We start from the raw sequence: 18,200 nt of genomic DNA on the forward strand, positions 1-18,200 counted from the left end.
AAAGTATCCCTCATAAAACAAATTATCAATTAGTTGATTAAAATACAAGAGTACCGAAGGATGAAAATTTACAGCTATTTCCAAGGCAGTTTTTGTATGTTCTCATGGACGGATTTCTCAAATTCTTCTGCAGAAATACTTTGAGCCCATTTTTCATCAAATGATACTTGATCTTTCTTTACATAAGCAACAGCTGCCTCTTCAACAACAAATTGCTTTTCTTCTTTTAAGATGTTGATCAGTTTTTGTTTTTCTTCCACTGTTAATGCCCTAACCAGTTCAGTTAATCTCTCAAAGCTTATTTTTCCTGACGAATCTTTCATAACTGTTATCTTAATATTTAAAGATAATAATTTTAGGTCACTTTAACTTCGGCTTTCTTTTTATAATTGGTAATAAAAACCCCTGCGATAATTAAAACGGTTGCAACGACCAAGTCTAGACCTACCTTTTCATTTAAAATTAACCAACCTAAAAATATGGCAATAATGGTATTGAAGTAAGTTAAGATGGAAACTTCGGATGCTGAAACCTTTTTAAGGGCATAATGATAACAGAAATAACCTAAAACAGACCCGAAGACAGCTAAATAAACTGTGGCAAATATGCTTTCTGTTTTCCAGGAATTTACATCAGCCTTGCCGGAGAATACCATTGCTAGGCCCAACTGGATAATGGCCGAAAACACAAACTGGTAAAATAGATTTAAGAAAATATATTGAGGCTTACCACTATGTTTCTTCGAATAAATGGTGCCGATTGTCCAACCTGAAACCGCAATTACCAATGATAAAATCCCATTCCGGTAACCTGGTTCAAGCAAATCATTCAAACCATCTCTAAAAATAAAAACAATACCTAAAAAACCGATAAAAACGCCAATGAACCCCTTTAAACTGGCCTTTTGAATCCCTAGAAATACGCATCCGAGAAATACGAGCAAGGGAGATGTGGCATTAATTAAAGATGCCAATCCACTTGGAATAGTCTTTTCGGCAACGGTTGTCATGCCATTTGCAATTACCACCATTAAAATAGACAATAAGATCTGTCGTTTAAAACTCGTCCACCCAATCCATTTTAATTCCTTCTGTTTAATTAACAGAACCAATATAATTATCGAAGCGACAGATTGACGAATGGCTGTTACATACCAGGCCGGAATGCTTTCTACGGCAATTCTTATTCCTAAATATGTTGTGCCCCATATTAAGGCCACGCCAAATAGGGCGAGAATGAGTTTAATATCTATTTTTGATTTCATGATTGATATATGTTTAACCACAGATGAACACGGATAAACACAGATATTTTAGAGATTATAGCCGTTGAGCATTCTTTTTATTTCAACTCTTGGCTTACCAAAATTTATGATTAAACCACAGCGTCTATTACAAGCAATCAAATAGTTCATTAGCTGTGCCTGATGGATATCCGTTATTACTTTAGCTGTTTTTAGTTCAACAACAACTTCATTTTCAATAAACAAGTCGACAAAATAATCTCCTACAACTTGATCATCATAGAAAACCTGCAATGCGTGTTGTTTTGTGACGATTAATCCAGCCTTTTTAATTTCAATGAATAATGCATTTTCATACACTTTTTCTAAAAAACCACTTCCTAAAGTATTTGAAACTTTATATGCAGCTCCAATTATTTTTTCGGTGATCTCATTTAGATTATCCATTAAACCAATTTATAAAAAATATTTCGGCACTAGTGTGTTGAAAAACCCAAATCTGTGTTTATCCTTTTTATCTGTGGTTAATTAATTCAGCATCAATTAAGATCTGCTCCATTTCTTTTTGAAGTTTCAACGCTTCTTCCCTGGCCTTTTCTGCAAAATCTTCTCCCTGGCTGGCATAGATAATGCCTCTCGAAGAATTAATCAGCAAACCGCATTGTGAATTTAGGCCATACTTGCACACTTCATTTAAATCTCCTCCCTGTGCGCCAACACCTGGTACTAAAAGAAAGTGATTCGGTGCTAATTTACGTACATCACCAAAAGCTGCGCCGCGGGTTGCTCCTACCACATACATCATCTGTTCATCTGTAGCCCAGGTTTGCGATGTTTTAAGCACTTTTTCGAAAAGTTTATCTTCGCCAATTTGCTGCAATTGAAAATCGGCATGGCCAGCATTCGAGGTTAAAGCCAAAAGAATTACCCATTTACCTTTAAAAGTTAAAAAAGGCGTTACCGAATCGCTACCCATGTAAGGTGCTACGGTAACCGAATCGAAACTCATGTCTGATGATGCGGCATTGAAAAAGGTTTCGGCATACATGGCAGAAGTATTGCCAATATCGCCACGTTTGGCATCAGCAATAGAAAAAATATCCTGAGGAATATATTTCCAGGTTTCGATCAAAGTTTCCCATCCCTTCTTTCCATAACACTCATAAAAGGCAGTATTCGGCTTATAAGCTACACACAAATCTTTTGTGGCATCAATAATCTGTTTATTGAATTCCAGAATCGGATTTTCATACTTCAATAAGTGTTTCGGTATCTTATCTAACGAAGAATCTAATCCGACACATAAAAATGAACGTTTTTTTTGTATCTGCTCGAAAAGTTGTTGCTTTGTCATATATGGGCTTATTTGCTGCAAATATGAAGATTTTTAAGTTTTCTGAGCGATAAAATAATGCTCACATTAATTATTTTTATAAACATTTTAAACTTTTGCTTGCAGATTACGTTTCAAATACATACAATTGCAATATAATTTCTCAACCGTTTATCTGAATATCCCAGAAAAATTTATCAAGACTTGTTTTTTGTTACCATTTTTTAAAAGCACATTTTGCTTTTTATTCAGCTTGTAAACAATTATGAAACAATTTGAGCATTTTCCATAATGAACTCATTTAATGTTTTATAGCCTTAAGAATTTATACACAATGAAAAGCCAGGCCTACACTAACACAAATATATTTAAGCCTGTGTAGATTTATAACAGAAAACATCCGTTATAAACAAATGAAAAATTTCTTGAAACATATATATTTAGAATGTTTAGTAAAACAGAATTAAATGATAAGCTCACAACAGAATTACGTGAGCTAGCAAAAAGCTATGGCATTGAAGGTGCCGACTCCCTAAGAAAAATCGACCTTGTTGAAGTACTTTTACACCAACAAGAAATTATAAATGCTGCTAAAGCCGGTGCAGACCCTTATAGCGAAATCGAACCTATTGCAGCTGCACCTAAAACCAAAACTGCAAAAGCACCAAAAGTTGCCGCAGCTGCAGCAGCCGCTTCTACAGTGGCAGCTGAAAAACCAGCTACTACAGCCGATAAGCCTGTTAAAAAAAGAGCAAGGTTAACGAAAGATGAGCCTGCAGCGCCAATTGAAAGAAGAAGAGACACTGTAACGTTATTTGACGAGCCTCAACATCAACAACAGCCAGAAAGACAACCAGACAGAATTATTGAATCTGAAGAAAGTGTAAAACCAATCTCAGCTTTAATAGAAGAAAGTGCAGAAGTACTTCCGGCAGCTCCGAAACAAAAACAAGAGCCTAAAGAAAAACAGGAAAAACCACAGCGCGACGAAAACCGCCAGCAAAAACAACCAGGCGGTGGCAATCACCACAAAAACGAAAACAGTTACTCCAACTTGGATTTCGATAACGTAATTACAAATGAAGGTGTTTTAGAAATTATGCCTGATGGTTACGGTTTCTTGCGCTCTGCAGATTACAACTATTTAACTTCTCCTGATGATATTTATGTATCGCAGTCTCAGATAAAACTTTTTGGTTTGAAAACCGGTGATACGGTAAAAGGTAGCATCCGTCCGCCAAAAGAAGGCGAAAAATATTTCCCGCTGGTTCGCGTAGAAACCATTAACGGCAGAATTCCTGCTGAGGTTCGCGACCGTGTTCCTTTCGATTATCTGACTCCACTTTTTCCAACAGAAAAATTAAATTTATTTACGGATAACAGCAATTATTCTACCCGTATTATGGATTTATTTACACCAATTGGTAAAGGGCAGCGTGGTTTAATTGTTGCACAACCAAAAACAGGTAAAACCAACCTGCTTAAAGAGGTTGCAAATGCAATTGCTAAAAACCACCCGGAAGTTTATTTAATTATCTTATTAATTGATGAGCGCCCGGAAGAGGTTACCGATATGGCCCGTAGTGTAAGAGCAGAGGTAATTGCCTCAACTTTTGATGAACCAGCCGAACGCCATGTTAAAATTGCCAATATTGTTTTAGAGAAATCGAAACGTTTGGTAGAAAGTGGACATGATGTGGTAATCCTTTTAGACTCGATTACTCGTTTGGCCAGAGCTTACAATACAACAGCACCAGCATCAGGTAAGATATTATCAGGTGGTGTTGATGCAAACGCATTACACAAGCCAAAACGTTTCTTCGGTGYGGCACGTAACATCGAAAATGGGGGTTCATTAACCATTTTAGCTACTGCATTAACCGATACAGGTTCTAAAATGGATGAAGTGATCTTCGAAGAATTTAAAGGAACAGGTAACATGGAGCTACAATTAGATCGTAAATTATCTAACAAACGTATCTTCCCTGCAATTGATATTACGGCTTCAAGTACCCGTCGCGATGATTTATTGTTAGATAGAGATATTTTGCAACGTGTATGGATTTTACGTAACCACCTTGCTGATATGAACAGTCAAGAGGCGATGGAATTTGTTCAATCTCAAATAAAAGGAACAAAAAGTAACGAAGAGTTCTTAATTTCGATGAACAGCTAAATAAGTTTGGCGTTTGGGGTTTGGAGTAATGCGTTTCAAACCCCATGCGCTTAGCGCCCAACCCCATGCTAAAAAAACATCTCCCTAATGCGATTACCTGTGCAAACCTTTTTTCAGGTTGTATCGGAATCGTTTTTGCATTTAAAGGCAATTTAGAAACCGCAGCCTATTTCGTTATTTTCTCCGGAATTTTTGATTTTTTTGACGGTATGGTTGCGCGTTTATTAAATGTAAAATCGGCAATTGGAAAAGATCTTGATTCTTTGGCAGATATGGTAAGTTTTGGGTTCTTACCGGGAGTAATCATGTTTCACTTATTAAAGGCAAGCGATTATTCATCTGAATACCTTCCTTATCTTGGATTTATCATTACTATTTTTTCGGCACTTAGACTGGCCAAATTTAACAATGATACGAGGCAAACAGAAGATTTTATTGGTTTGAATACGCCTATGAATACTTTGTTTATCTGTTCTCTACCTTTTATTGCCAATGATTATCCTCAGGTTATTGGTTCTAGCATTTTACTGATTGCCATTACAGCAATTACAAGTTTTTTACTGGTGAGCGAAATCAAAATATTCTCTTTAAAATTCAGCGATTTAAGCTGGGCGAAAAATAAAATTAAATTTATCTTCCTTATCCTATCGGCTATATTAATTGCTTTTCTAAAATTTGCAGCAATTCCTTTTGTACTGGTATTATATATCGCTTCATCTTTTCTGCATTTTAAGGGAGCAACTCCAAATAAATAATCCTGAGAGATAATTTATTTCATAAAAGTCAATATGAATGACAGGGGATTTTAATGAATTAATATATTGTGCGGAATCGTCATTCCCAACTTGATTGGGAACCACGAAGTGCTCATGAATGCCTCTGAAAAAAGGAAAATTTATGAATAATCGTAATGCAATAAGCTTTAAGATTCCCGCCTGCGCGGGAATGACGACCCTTATATTGGAATCTGTCAATGGCAGTGTAGTCGAAGGGCCTCTTTTTTTCGTTTCATAAGTTTTAAAAGCCTTAATAGTATTTGTAAAGTACGAGCTGGGCGATCCTAATATAAACCTTTGTCACCTTCGTATGCCGTAGAATTTGATGCGCTACAGTTTTTTAACCTCAAGCGGATCTGTAATATTTCTGCAAATATCGAGCATCGTTTCTCTCAACAGTGGATGTATCACCTCTGGTGCAATCTCAGCCAAAGGCTCCATTACAAATTTTCTATCCTGCATATGGGGGTGAGGTACCTGAAGTTTATCCGGAATATTGATAATTTCATCTCCAAAAAGGATCAGATCGATATCAATTAACCGTTCTCCCCATTTATCTTTTCTTACCCTGCCCAATTCCTGTTCGATACTTAATGCATGCGCTAAAACTTCAAGCGCCGTTAAACGGGTTCGTAAACTCACAGCTTGATTCAAAAAAGAAGGTTGGTCGGTTTTACCCCACGCAGCGGTTTCATAAAGAGATGAGATGGCTATCACATGACCAATTTTATCGTTCACCAGTTCGATGGCCTTTTTCAAATTCGCCTCCCTATCGCCTAAATTTCCACCCAGTAACAAATAAGCCGTGTTGTACTCTAAAGCTTTATTAAGCATCATGTATTTTTATATCTTTACAACACAAAATTAAAACATTTAAATGAGAGAATTCTTTAAGTATTTATTTGCCTCTATGCTGGGCTTTTTCTTATCAATAGTAATTGTATTTGTGATCTGCTTCGTAGTTGTGGTGGGTCTAATATCTTCTATTGATAGCGACAAAACCGTTGTTGTGTCTAACAATTCGGTACTATTCCTAAATTTAGACCAGGCCATTACAGAACGTACACCCAAAAACCCATTCGGAAACCTGCCAATTGTTGGTGGTGAAGAAAAAGATGGTATTGGCTTAAACGATTTCTTAAAAGCAGTACAAAAAGCCAAAACAGATGATAATATTAAATGCATCTACCTGAATGTGAGCAGTCCGAATGCAGGTTTTGCAACTTTGCGCGAAGTTAGGAATGCGTTGATCGATTTCAAAAAATCTCACAAAAAAATTATTGCCTACAGCGAAGTGTATACACAAGGCGCTTATTATTTAGCTTCAGTTGCTGATAAGGTATATCTAAATCCCGAAGGCGCTTTAGAATTTAAAGGTTTTAGCTCTGAATTAACTTTCTTTAAAGGAACTTTAGAAAAAGTTGGAGTAGAAATGCAGGTCATCCGTGTAGGAAACTATAAAAGTGCAGTAGAGCCTTTCATTTTAGATAAAATGAGCGATTATAACCGCAAACAGGTTACAGCTTATGTTGGCGGATTGTACAATACTTTCTTAACTGATATTGCGCAAAGTAGAAACATTCAAAAAGATAGTCTTTATAACATTGCCGATAATTACAAAGTACAACAGCCACAAGATGCCGTAAACTTTAAAATGATCGATGCCCTGAAATATAAAGATCAGATTTTAGAAGAGCTGAAGGGATTATCTGGAAGAACCAGGGGTGAAAATATCCGTTCGGTTACGATTAATGATTATGCGAAAAACAATACAGATACTGGCGAAGGAAAAGATAAAGTAGCCGTAATTTATGCCAATGGCGAAATTAATGGCGGCGAAGGTTCTGACAACCAGATCGGTTCGGAACGTATTTCCAGGGCAATTAGAAAAGCACGATTGGATGATAACATTAAAGCGGTGGTTTTACGTGTAAACTCACCAGGAGGTAGTGCACTTGCTTCGGATGTGATCTGGAGAGAAATTGTATTGACCAAAAAAGAAAAACCAGTTATTGCATCGTTTGGCGATGTTGCCGCATCAGGCGGTTATTACATTGGTTGCGCTGCCGACAGTATCTTTGTGCAACCGAATACCATTACAGGCTCGATTGGTGTATTCGGTATTATCCCGAACTTCCAAAATTTAATGACCAACAAACTGGGAATTACATTTGATGGCGTTAAAACCGGTAAATACGCCGATATTATGGCCACTAACCGCCCTATGACTGCAGGTGAAAGATTCATCATCCAAAATGAACTGAACAGAATTTATAGCGGTTTTGTAAGCCGTGTGGCCGATGGCAGAAAGAAAAGCAAAGCATATATTGATAGCATTGGAGGTGGCCACGTTTGGATCGGTACAGATGCCGTTCAAATTGGTTTGGCTGATAGAATAGGAAGTTTTAACGATGCCATTAAGGCAGCCGCTAAAAAGGCTAAATTAAAAAATTATAAGGTTGTAGAATATCCAGATGTAATTGATCCATGGAAATCGTTAATGGATGAGGGTACAGACAGGATTAAAACCTATTACACCAAACAAGAACTTGGCGATAACTACATGCTTTACCAGCAAATGAAAAAGGTAATTGCAAGCTCTGGCATTCAGGCCAGAATGCCATTTGAAGCAGTAATTAAATAATAATTAACCTCGCAGGTTTTGAAGGCTGAAGCCGTTTAAAAACCTGCGAGGTTAATATAAAATTATTCATCTCACGTCTAAAATCTCCGATCTTACGTCTTTCCTACTCGATCACTTTCCATTCGGGATGCAAAGTAAGATAAGTCGCATTAACCGGAATATTCACCTGATGAACCGTTAAGGAAATACTTTTCCCTTTTAAAAATTCAAAGCCAATTCCATCTTTTTTGGCATCATAAACCGTAACGGTATCTTTATCTTCATTTAAATAGGCAGAAAGTTTTTCAATGGTTGGGAACTTCAATTTCGCATCTTCCAACGTGCTCCCGGTTGCCAAGCCATCCTTTGTTTTAAACTTATTGGAGGTAACTCTAATCTGTTTTACATCTTTTACACGCATACTCGTATCCCGATAAGAAGAGTATACCGCAATTTCGTTGCGGTGTTTCGCGGTAGAATCGTCACTGTACCAAATCCCCCAGGCTTTTCCCATTGCGGCATCACCGGCATTTGGCCTGCCTAATTTTCTACCTACCTCTTCCATATCCTCTCCAAGTGCAATTTCTCCAACTGACCGACCAGCGACAACCAGAAAGCGCTCATCAAGACTTTGTGTTGGGGCTGATGTTAAATTACTTATTGAATCGGCATTTTGATCTGTTTTACTGGCAGATTGACAAGCGGCTACACTTATACTTAATCCCAAGAGGGCGAATTTTATAGATTTCATGATTGTAAAACAACAATTAATAAAATTGTGTTTTAATTTTATGAGTACAAGAAGGATTTGAGGCATTATTTCCTAATTTTACCCCTTATGGAAAACAAGACCATCGCCCGTACCTTACGCCTTCTATCGCAGCTTATGGAACTGCACGAAGAAAATCCCTTCAAAATTAAATCTGTTACAAATGCCTATTTTAAGGTAGATAAATTACCCTTTGCTTTAAAGGATAAACCTTTAGATGAGCTGGATAAAATTGAAGGTATTGGTAAAGGACTGGCTTCCAAAATCATTGAACTTCTCCAAACAGGAGAATTAAAAGAACTTAACGAAATTCGAGAGAAAACACCCGAAGGTGTAGTAGAGATGCTGGCCATAAAGGGCATCGGACCAAAAAAGATATTCATTATCTGGCGTACCTTAGGTATAGAAAGTATAGGTGAATTGTATTATGCCTGTAACGAAAACCGCTTAATTGAARCCAAAGGTTTCGGTTTAAAAACCCAGGAAGAAATTAAGAATGCGATCGAATTTAAACTCGCGGCCAACGGACGGTTTTTATACGCCCAGGTTGAAGGTTTTGCCAAAACTTTATTTACACAGCTTGCGGATTGGACTGGAAAAATTGACAACAGTGCACTTTTGGGCTTCGCTGGTCAGTACCGCCGCGCCTGTGAGATTATCGATGAACTGGAAATTGTGATCGGTACAGCACAAATTGATACCCTTAAACAAAACTTGCCTGCTTTCGAAGCACTTTCTTTGATTGAAGCAGAAAATGCTTTCATCTGCACCACTGAAGCAGGTTTTAGAGTAAAAATTCATTTGGCAGAAAAAACTGATTTTTATTTGCAATGGTTCAGGTTAACTGGAAATACGGAGCATGTAGAAAAGGTTTTAGCATTGGCGGGTGAAGGCCCTTTTGCAAAGGAGGAAGAAATTTATAGCAAAGCAGGTTTATCTTTTATCGAGCCTGAGCTTCGTGAAGATTTTGACGAAATTGAGCTCGCGAAGGTAAATAAACTTCCAACTTTAATTCAGTACGAAGATTTAAAGGGCAGTTTGCACAACCACTCTACCTGGAGCGATGGCGTACACACCCTGGAGCAAATGGCTGTATATTGTAAAGAAAACTTAAATCTTCAGTATTTAGGGATATGCGATCACTCTAAAACCGCTGTTTATGCAAAAGGTTTAAACGAGCAACGTGTTTTTGGTCAACACCAGGAAATTGACGAACTAAATAAAAAACTCGCTCCCTTTAAAATCTTCAAAGGTATTGAGAGCGACATTTTAAGTGATGGCTCATTGGATTATTCGGATGATATTTTAAAAACATTCGATTTTGTAGTGGCTTCTGTGCACAGCAATTTACGTATGGACGAAGCAAAAGCCACCGCACGTTTGCTAAAAGCTATTGAAAATCCATATACCACCATTTTAGGGCATCCAACAGGCCGTTTATTGTTAAGCAGAGCCGGATACCCGATAGATTATAAAAAGATTATTGATGCCTGTGCAGCAAACAAAGTGGTGATCGAAATTAATGCCAATCCTTTACGTTTGGATTTAGATTGGCGCTGGCACCGTTACGCTTTAGAAAAAGGGGTGTTGCTTTCAGTAAATCCTGATGCCCACAGAACCGAAGGTTTCCATGATATGCATTATGGTATACTGGTTGCCCGCAAAGGTGGTTTAAGTGCCGACAAATGTTTAAATTCTTTTTCTTTGGAAGAAATAACTGCGTATTTTAACAGTAGAAGGGTTTAGGGTTTAGGAAAAACAGGCCCTAAGTCATCTTATTTTAAATCTCACGAATAAATCGGTGTAATCTTAAAATCTGTGCAATCAACCCGCCAGGAAAAAATCAATCTATTCAATCTTTTAATATCTTTGCCCAATGATAAGTGAAATTGCCAACCGCATATTTAATCAAGTAATTACAGACTACCATAAGTTTGATGATATTGACCACCCGGTTGAAAACCCATATGATGCCGAAAGTTTAGAGCATCTCTTTTATGTTAAGAACTGGATCGATACGGCACAATGGCATATGGAAGATGTGGTGCGTAACCCTCAGATTGATCCTGTTGAAGGTTTGAGCTGGAAAAGACGCATTGATGCACAAAACCAGGTGCGTACCGATATGGTTGAGTTTATTGATGGTTATTTTTTAAATCTTTATCAGGGAATTTCGGCTTTACCAGATGCAAAAATCAATACAGAAAGCCCTGCATGGGCGATAGACAGGCTTTCCATCCTTGCACTGAAAATTTACCACATGCAGGAAGAAGCTGAACGTGAAAGTGCCTCGGTTGAGCACCGTGCACAATGCCAGACGAAATTAAATGTATTGTTATCACAACGTGAGGATCTTTCAACCAGTATTGATGAATTATTGGCAGATATTGAGGCGGGTAAAAAATACATGAAAGTATACAAGCAAATGAAAATGTACAACGATCCGAGTTTAAATCCGGTGTTGTATAATAAAGGTTAAAGACTAAAGCTGAAAGGCTAAAGCGAAAAGTAAAGATTAATCATGCTAAAAGACACGAAGAACACTAAGAAAAACTTGGTGCTTTTGTGTCTTTGTGGTAAATAAAAACATGGCCTCAACCCAAAAAATTATTGTTTTACGCTTTTCGGCAATGGGCGATGTGGCCATGGCAGCCTCTGTTTTACACGAATTTTCAGAGCAGAACCCCAACATAGAGATTATCATGGTGAGCAGGCCTGCTTTTAAGCCATTTTTTGATCGCATTCCGAACCTGATCTTCCACCCTATCCAACCTAAAACGGTCCATAAAGGAATTGATGGTTTATACAAACTCTATCAGGAACTCCGCAGCTATAAACCAAACGCAATAGCCGACCTGCACGATAACTTGAGGAGCAGGGCAATTTCTACTTTCTTCCGTTTAACGGGCACAAAGATTAGGCGGATAGATAAAGGAAGAGCAGAGAAAAAGAGATTAACACGTAACAATAACAAAGTTTTTAAACCCCTCAGAAAAACAGTAGAACGTTATGCTGATGTTTTCCGCGAATTGGGATTTGCGGTTAAACTCAGTTATAAACTAGATAAATCTCCGCAGGCAATTCCAGCAAATGCACAAAACTTATTTGCCAATAAAACCACAAAAAAAATAGGCATCTCCCCTTTTGCGCAACATGTTTATAAAATATATGCTTTAGAAAAAATGGAGGAGGTAATTGCCTTGTTAAGCGGATTAGGTTATGAGCTTTTCATATTTGGTGGTGGTAAAACAGAACAAACAACTGCCGAAAACTGGGCGAAAACATATAAAAACGTTCATAATTTAATCGGTAACTTTAACTTAACGGAAGAGCTTGCCATTATTTCAAACTTGGATTTAATGTTAAGTATGGATTCATCCGGTATGCATATGGCATCGCTTGTTGGTGTGCCTGTAATTTCAGTTTGGGGACCAACACATCCATATGCTGGTTTTTTGGGTTATGGGCAATTGGAAAGGGACTGTATCCAGATTGATCATCCTAGCAGGCCAAATTCTATTTATGGAAACAAACCCTGCCTTTGCGGTGTTGAAAACTGTATAGACTTAATTAAGCCTGAAACAATTGTAGATAAAATTAAAGAGAAATTAAATGGCTAAGCAATTACTTTTGGTTCGTCACGGCAAATCGGATTGGGGAAATTTAGATTTAAAAGATTTCGACCGACCGCTAAACAAACGTGGCAAAGAAAATGCGCCAGAAATGGCTGAAAGATTGATTAATAAAGGCTTCAAATTAGATCTGATTGTAAGTAGTCCGGCGAAAAGAGCCAAATCTACCGCAAAATATTTCGCCGAGGCTTACAATATTGACCAGATCCAGTTCGAAGAATCTATTTACGAGGCCAATACCACAGCTCTACTTAAAGTGGTTAACGGGCTGAATAATGGTGCAGACCACGTAGTAATGTTTGGTCATAACCCTAGTTTTACAGATTTTGCAAACCAATTATGCGATGCCGATATTTATAACATTCCAACTGCAGGTATGGTATTAATTTCTTTTCCTTTTGATTCGTGGCAAATGGTAAGCAAAGGAACAGGAGAATTGGTATTTTTTGATTACCCGAAGAATAGTGATGAAGTTTAAGGCTTTTTACCATTAAGGGATTAAGAACATTAAGAGATATTGAAGTACCTTAAATAGTCCTCGTTTGTAGCGAGGATTAAAGAAGTCTGCATTTTTAATGCGTAATGGAAAACAAAAAAATGGCGATAAAATCGCCTTTCTCTTTCATCCTCGTTACAAACGAGGACGATAACGAATTTACACGGAAAAGGTTCCCATAAAGCGCAAGCTTTTGTTAAATAAACCCGGTAGAAGCGGCAGCTCCCGATCCTTTATCGGGGCTATAGCGAATAACGGGACTGAAGACGCCAAGAACTACCGAGCGAACATTTCCAAAAAAATATCGCATCAATTTAAAATATCTCAAATCAGGTATGAATATCACAAATCAAATAATTTTATTACCTTTGAATATATAAAAACGAAAATCTGGCAATAGACATTTCGGTGAATTCATAACCTAAACTCTTCTGGTTATTTCATAATTCGTATCGCCAGAAAATTTATCCATTAATTTATCTGAACATGAGTTTTGACTATAATACTACGCGTAGCCATTTAATTTTATCGGAATATGGCCGTAACGTACAAAATATGGTGAAGTATATCTGCGAATTACCCACCATTGAAGAACGTAATAAATATGCCCAGGCGGTTATCGACCTGATGGGTTTTTTGCAACCACATTTACGTGATGTTGCCGATTTTAAGCATAAACTTTGGGATCACCTGCACATTATTTCTGGCTACCAGATTGATGTAGACAGTCCTTATCCTAAACCATTAATTGAGAATGCTTACATTAAACCAGAGCAATAACAACAATAATAACCGTCAACGCAACAACAACAACAATAAACCTAAATATTAATAACCATGCGTCATTCTGAACTTGATTCAGAATCTCTGGAATAGATGCTGATCCCGAAGTTTCGGGACAGCATGACGACCGGGTTAGCAAAAGAAAAATATATGAACGCATTTGAAATAACAGGCGGAATTAAATTAAAAGGCGAAATTACCCCTCAGGGAGCCAAAAACGAGGCTTTACAGATTTTATCGGCTGTATTGCTTACTGAAAAGAAAGTAACCATCAGTAATATTCCCGACATTAAGGATGTTAACAAACTGATTGAATTGCTTGGCGATTTAGGTGTTACCATTGAGCGCATCAATAAAGACACTTATACCTTTGAAGCTAAAAATATTGATTTGAATTTCTTTGAATCTGATACTTTTAAAGCTAAAGGTGGTGGTTTACGTGGTTCGATTATGATTGTTGGGCCATTGTTGGCACGTTTTGGTAAAGCAGCAATCCCAAAACCAGGTGGTGATAAAATCGGTCGTAGAAGACTAGACACACACTTTATAGGTTTCGAAAAATTAGGTGCAAAATTCGTTTACGACAGCAAAAAAGCTTTCTTTAATGTAGATGCAACCAATTTACAGGGCGCTTATATTTTGTTGGATGAAGCATCGGTAACTGGAACGGCAAACATTGTAATGGCGGCTGTTTTAGCAAAAGGCACTACAACTATATACAATGCTGCCTGCGAACCCTATTTACAGCAACTCTGCAAAATGCTTAACCGCATGGGGGCAAAAATATCGGGCATTGGCTCTAACTTGTTAACCATTGAAGGTGTTAGCGTTTTAGGTGGGACTGAGCACAGAATGTTGCCGGATATGATCGAAATTGGCTCTTTTATTGGTATGGCTGCAATGACAGAGTCGGAAATTACCATTAAAGATGTTTGTTATGATGAACTGGGTGTAATACCGGAGGTTTTCAGAAAACTGGGCATTAAATTAGAGCGCCGCGGCGATGATATTTATGTCCCTTCTCAAAAACATTACGAAATCGATACTTTTATAGATGGTTCAATTTTAACCATTGCGGATTCTCCTTGGCCAGGTTTTACACCTGATTTATTGAGCATTGTGCTGGTTGTGGCTACACAGGCAAAAGGAAACGTTTTAATCCACCAAAAAATGTTCGAAAGCCGTTTATTCTTCGTGGATAAATTGATCGATATGGGTGCTCAAATCATCTTATGCGACCCACACCGCGCAACCGTTAATGGTATTGATAAAAAATATAAACTTCGTGGAATCAGCATGACTTCTCCTGACATTAGAGCTGGAGTTTCATTGTTAATTGCAGCTTTATCTGCTGAAGGCAAATCGACCATTTACAACATCGAACAGATTGAACGTGGCTATCAGGATATCGACACTCGTTTACGTGCCTTAGGTGCGCAGATTAAACGTGTAAATGCTGATGCACCGAGTCATTAAGGTAGAAGCAGAAAGACTAAAGCTTAAAGCGAAAATAGCATAAATAAAAAACGCTCGAGTAAAATTTTACTCGGGCGTTTTTTATTTGGTCACTTTTAAGGGGAATCGTCATACTGAATTTATTTCAGCATCTATCTTGTCTTAAGACCCTGAAATAAATTCAGGGTGACGACCTCGGAATACTCCATCTTAGCTCCTACCCTGATATCGCATTAATAATATCATACTGGGTAATGATCTCGATCTTACCTGATTCATCTTCTACCAATACGGCTGAGTTTTCTTTATTGATCAATGAAGAAATTTTATCAATTGAGGTGTTTAAATCAACAAAAGGGAAAGTAGCCGTCATAATTTCTGAAATCGGCGCAGATTTTAAACCTGGATTTTCAAGTAATGCACTTAAAATATCACTCTCTGCAATTTTACCTACAATCATTCCTTGTTGCGTTACCGGAATTTGAGAGATATTCATCGATTTAATGGTATTGATGGCCTCAAGCACTGATTTTTGTGCATCAAGTGTTACAATCTCTGTGCTTTCTTTTTTAGCCAGAATAGATTTAGCGGTTAATTTTTCGTCCTGTAAAAATCCGCGTTCACGTAACCAATCTTCATTATACATTTTGCCCATGTAACGGCTGCCGTGATCATGAAAAATAACGACAACAACATCATCTGGCTTAAGCTTATCTTTTAGCTGTATTAATCCGCCAATGGCAGCACCAGCAGAGTTCCCAACAAAAATACCTTCTTTACGCGCAATGTCGCGAGTCATTAAAGCAGCGTCTTTATCTGTAACCTTTTCAAATAGGTCGATTACATCAAAATTTACATTTGCCGGAAGGAAATCTTCGCCAATACCTTCTGTGATGTATGGATAAATTTCATCCTTATCAAATATGCCTGTTTCTTTATATTTCTTGAAAACCGAGCCATAGGTATCGATTCCCCAGACTTTAATATTTGGATTCTTTTCTTTCAGATATTTTCCTGTTCCAGAAATGGTTCCACCAGTACCCACGCCAACTACCAAATGGGTAATTTTACCTTCCGTCTGCTCCCATATCTCAGGACCAGTTTGCTCATAATGAGCCTGTGAGTTGGCTAAGTTATCATACTGATTAGGTTTCCATGAATTTGGAACCTCGCGCTCTAAACGCGAAGAAACAGAATAATAAGAACGGGGATCTTCAGGCTCAACATTTGTAGGACAAACGATTACTTCAGCACCAAAGGCACGTAAAGCATCAACTTTTTCTTTCGATTGTTTATCTGTAGTGGTAAAAATACATTTATAACCTTTAATAATGGCGGCCATAGCCAGGCCCATACCTGTATTTCCGGATGTTCCTTCTATAATTGTTCCACCTGGTTTTAATTTACCACTTTTCTCGGCATCTTCAATCATTTTAACCGCCATACGGTCTTTAATTGAATTGCCTGGGTTAGTAGTCTCTATTTTCGCCAGAATTGTTCCCGGAACTCCTTTTGTTATCGTATTTAATTTTACCAATGGCGTGTTGCCAATGGTTTCTAAAATATTATTGTACCACATGTTGCAAAATTAAGCAATGGCATTAAGTATTTTATAAACTATATTTTATTCGAAACATAATTTTAAAAACAATAAATTGAAAGAATTTAATTCTATAATCTATAATAATGATAGGCATTATAGATTGATTATTGGGCAAAACGCAATTTCAATTTCTTATAAGAGTTTATATATCTTTCCCGGTAGCGAAACAATAATCCCCTGCATTTCTAATGTAAGGATTACAATTGCCAGTTTACTTTGCTGAATATTCAATTGAATGCAAAGCTCATCTATAGAAAGTTGGCCGTTTTGTAATGCATCAACAACCCGCTGTTCGTTAGGGGTAAGGCTAAGGTGTAGCGTGGTTTGCGCTTCCTTTTTCTTTTCTCCCACCTTATCATCCCAACCCAGGTAATAAATCAGATCATGAGCATTATTTATTAATCCGGCCCTATTGGTTTTAATCAGGAAATTACATCCTTCCGAAAAAACATCATTTGTTCTACCCGGAAAAGCATATACATCTTTATTATAAGAATTTGCGATTTCTGCGGTAATTAAGGCGCCTCCCTTTATTGATGCCTCAACTACAATGGTAGCATCTGCAATCCCTGCAATAATCCGGTTCCTTTGTGGAAAATTAGGCCGATCAGGATTGGTTAGGATCGGGAATTCGGTGAGCAGGCTTCCATTCAAAACCATTTTTTGAGCAATCGTTTTATGAATTTTTGGATACAATCGATCTAAGCCATGACCAAGCACACCAACGGTAGGAATATTATTTACAAAGCATTCTTTATGGGCCGTTATATCGATACCATAAGCCAAACCACTCACTATCAAAACATTGTGCGGCGCTAAAACTTCGCACAATTCTTTACAGAGGTTTTTTCCATAGCTTGTTGCATTACGGGTTCCAACGATACTGATGATACGCTGATGGTTAAAATCAACTGTACCTTTGGCATAAAGTAATATTGGCGAATCGATGCAATTCTTTAACCTTTTAGGGTATTTTTCATCAGAGAAAAACAATACTTCTATTCCATGTTTTTCAATAAAATCTAATTCTTGCCTGGCCCTTACCAAAGCATCGGTACTACGAATCGCTTCAATTGTTTTCTCTCCAATACCCGGAATCTGCAAAAGCTGCTTTTTGTTTGCAGAAAATACATTTTCGGCGCTTCCACAATAAGCAAGAAGATTTTTGGCCGTTACCGGGCCGATAGATTTAATAAAAGTTAAGGCAATTTTATGGAGCATGCTCATGATCTGATAAGGTTAAATAAATGCGGGATGATTTATTTCCTTAAAGCAAGCTTAAAAATCAATATCGATTAAACTTTTTAACGG

General features: G+C 37.5%; 16 protein-coding genes and 1 pseudogene. 9 read left to right on the forward strand and 8 right to left on the reverse strand.

Features of this window, described 5'->3' with window-relative positions:
• Positions 1 to 74: 74 nt before the first annotated feature.
• From AC1DND_RS03675 to pyrF, 4 genes are all read right to left on the reverse strand, one after another.
• Positions 75 to 323: a hypothetical protein gene (locus tag AC1DND_RS03675; protein WP_477579210.1), complete on the reverse strand. Its 249-nt coding sequence runs from the start codon at positions 321 to 323 to the stop codon at positions 75 to 77.
• A 32-nt stretch (positions 324 to 355) separates the two neighbouring features.
• On the reverse strand, positions 356 to 1,264 hold the full coding sequence (locus tag AC1DND_RS03680) for a DMT family transporter (RefSeq protein WP_477579212.1): 909 nt from the start codon (positions 1,262 to 1,264) through the stop codon (positions 356 to 358).
• A 48-nt stretch (positions 1,265 to 1,312) separates the two neighbouring features.
• Entirely contained in the window at positions 1,313 to 1,690 is a 378-nt protein-coding gene (locus AC1DND_RS03685) for a GxxExxY protein (RefSeq protein WP_477579213.1), read from the reverse strand.
• A 67-nt stretch (positions 1,691 to 1,757) separates the two neighbouring features.
• The gene (gene pyrF, locus AC1DND_RS03690) at positions 1,758 to 2,597 is read right to left on the reverse strand and encodes an orotidine-5'-phosphate decarboxylase (RefSeq protein ID WP_477579215.1); all 840 of its coding nucleotides are present in this window, start codon (positions 2,595 to 2,597) and stop codon (positions 1,758 to 1,760) included.
• A 424-nt stretch (positions 2,598 to 3,021) separates the two neighbouring features.
• Here pyrF and rho point away from each other — a divergent pair, with 424 nt between their 5' ends.
• Together rho and pssA are read left to right on the forward strand one after the other, a co-directional pair.
• Positions 3,022 to 4,752: a transcription termination factor Rho gene (gene rho / locus AC1DND_RS03695; RefSeq protein WP_477579216.1), complete on the forward strand. Its 1,731-nt coding sequence runs from the start codon at positions 3,022 to 3,024 to the stop codon at positions 4,750 to 4,752.
• A 65-nt stretch (positions 4,753 to 4,817) separates the two neighbouring features.
• Complete coding sequence (gene pssA, locus AC1DND_RS03700; RefSeq protein WP_477579217.1) at positions 4,818 to 5,507, forward strand: CDP-diacylglycerol--serine O-phosphatidyltransferase; 690 nt, start codon at positions 4,818 to 4,820, stop codon at positions 5,505 to 5,507.
• A gap of 351 nt (positions 5,508 to 5,858) precedes the next feature.
• Here the strand turns inward: pssA and folK are convergent, their stop codons facing one another.
• A complete protein-coding gene (gene folK, locus AC1DND_RS03705; protein ID WP_477579219.1) occupies positions 5,859 to 6,365 on the reverse strand; it encodes a 2-amino-4-hydroxy-6-hydroxymethyldihydropteridine diphosphokinase in 507 nt (168 codons plus the stop codon).
• Positions 6,366 to 6,405: 40 nt separating this feature from the next.
• On the opposite strand from folK, the gene sppA reads away from it, so the two are divergent.
• Positions 6,406 to 8,172, forward strand: a complete 1,767-nt coding sequence (gene sppA / locus AC1DND_RS03710) for a signal peptide peptidase SppA (RefSeq protein WP_477579221.1) — start codon at positions 6,406 to 6,408, stop codon at positions 8,170 to 8,172.
• Between the two features lie 103 nt (positions 8,173 to 8,275).
• Here the strand turns inward: sppA and AC1DND_RS03715 are convergent, their stop codons facing one another.
• Complete coding sequence (locus tag AC1DND_RS03715) at positions 8,276 to 8,902, reverse strand: hypothetical protein (RefSeq protein WP_477579223.1); 627 nt, start codon at positions 8,900 to 8,902, stop codon at positions 8,276 to 8,278.
• Between the two features lie 87 nt (positions 8,903 to 8,989).
• Between AC1DND_RS03715 and AC1DND_RS03720 the strand changes: the two genes are divergently transcribed.
• The 6 genes and pseudogenes from AC1DND_RS03720 to murA all read left to right on the forward strand — a co-directional run bounded on the left by AC1DND_RS03720 (position 8,990) and on the right by murA (position 15,307).
• Positions 8,990 to 10,666, forward strand: coding sequence for a helix-hairpin-helix domain-containing protein (locus AC1DND_RS03720; RefSeq protein ID WP_477579225.1), 1,677 nt, complete (start codon positions 8,990 to 8,992; stop codon positions 10,664 to 10,666).
• Between the two features lie 130 nt (positions 10,667 to 10,796).
• Positions 10,797 to 11,399, forward strand: coding sequence for a DUF4254 domain-containing protein (locus AC1DND_RS03725; protein WP_477579227.1), 603 nt, complete (start codon positions 10,797 to 10,799; stop codon positions 11,397 to 11,399).
• Between the two features lie 109 nt (positions 11,400 to 11,508).
• Entirely contained in the window at positions 11,509 to 12,540 is a 1,032-nt protein-coding gene (locus tag AC1DND_RS03730) for a glycosyltransferase family 9 protein (RefSeq protein ID WP_477579229.1), read from the forward strand.
• A complete protein-coding gene (locus tag AC1DND_RS03735; RefSeq protein ID WP_477579231.1) occupies positions 12,533 to 13,030 on the forward strand; it encodes a SixA phosphatase family protein in 498 nt (165 codons plus the stop codon). Before AC1DND_RS03730 ends, AC1DND_RS03735 begins: the two co-directional genes overlap by 8 nt.
• Before the next feature lie 504 nt (positions 13,031 to 13,534).
• Positions 13,535 to 13,822, forward strand: a pseudogene (locus AC1DND_RS03740) (DUF4290 domain-containing protein); the annotation flags it as partial.
• 159 nt (positions 13,823 to 13,981) lie between these two features.
• Positions 13,982 to 15,307, forward strand: coding sequence for a UDP-N-acetylglucosamine 1-carboxyvinyltransferase (murA, locus tag AC1DND_RS03745; protein WP_477579233.1), 1,326 nt, complete (start codon positions 13,982 to 13,984; stop codon positions 15,305 to 15,307).
• Between the two features lie 196 nt (positions 15,308 to 15,503).
• Here the strand turns inward: murA and AC1DND_RS03750 are convergent, their stop codons facing one another.
• Together AC1DND_RS03750 and dprA are read right to left on the reverse strand one after the other, a co-directional pair.
• Positions 15,504 to 16,865 (reverse strand): pyridoxal-phosphate dependent enzyme, encoded by a 1,362-nt coding sequence (locus AC1DND_RS03750; RefSeq protein ID WP_477579235.1) that lies wholly within the window; start codon positions 16,863 to 16,865, stop codon positions 15,504 to 15,506.
• A 156-nt stretch (positions 16,866 to 17,021) separates the two neighbouring features.
• The gene (dprA, locus tag AC1DND_RS03755) at positions 17,022 to 18,116 is read right to left on the reverse strand and encodes a DNA-processing protein DprA (RefSeq protein ID WP_477579237.1); all 1,095 of its coding nucleotides are present in this window, start codon (positions 18,114 to 18,116) and stop codon (positions 17,022 to 17,024) included.
• Positions 18,117 to 18,200 lie beyond the last annotated feature (84 nt).

The sequence above is a fragment of the Pedobacter sp. 01N416 genome (assembly GCF_056399685.1).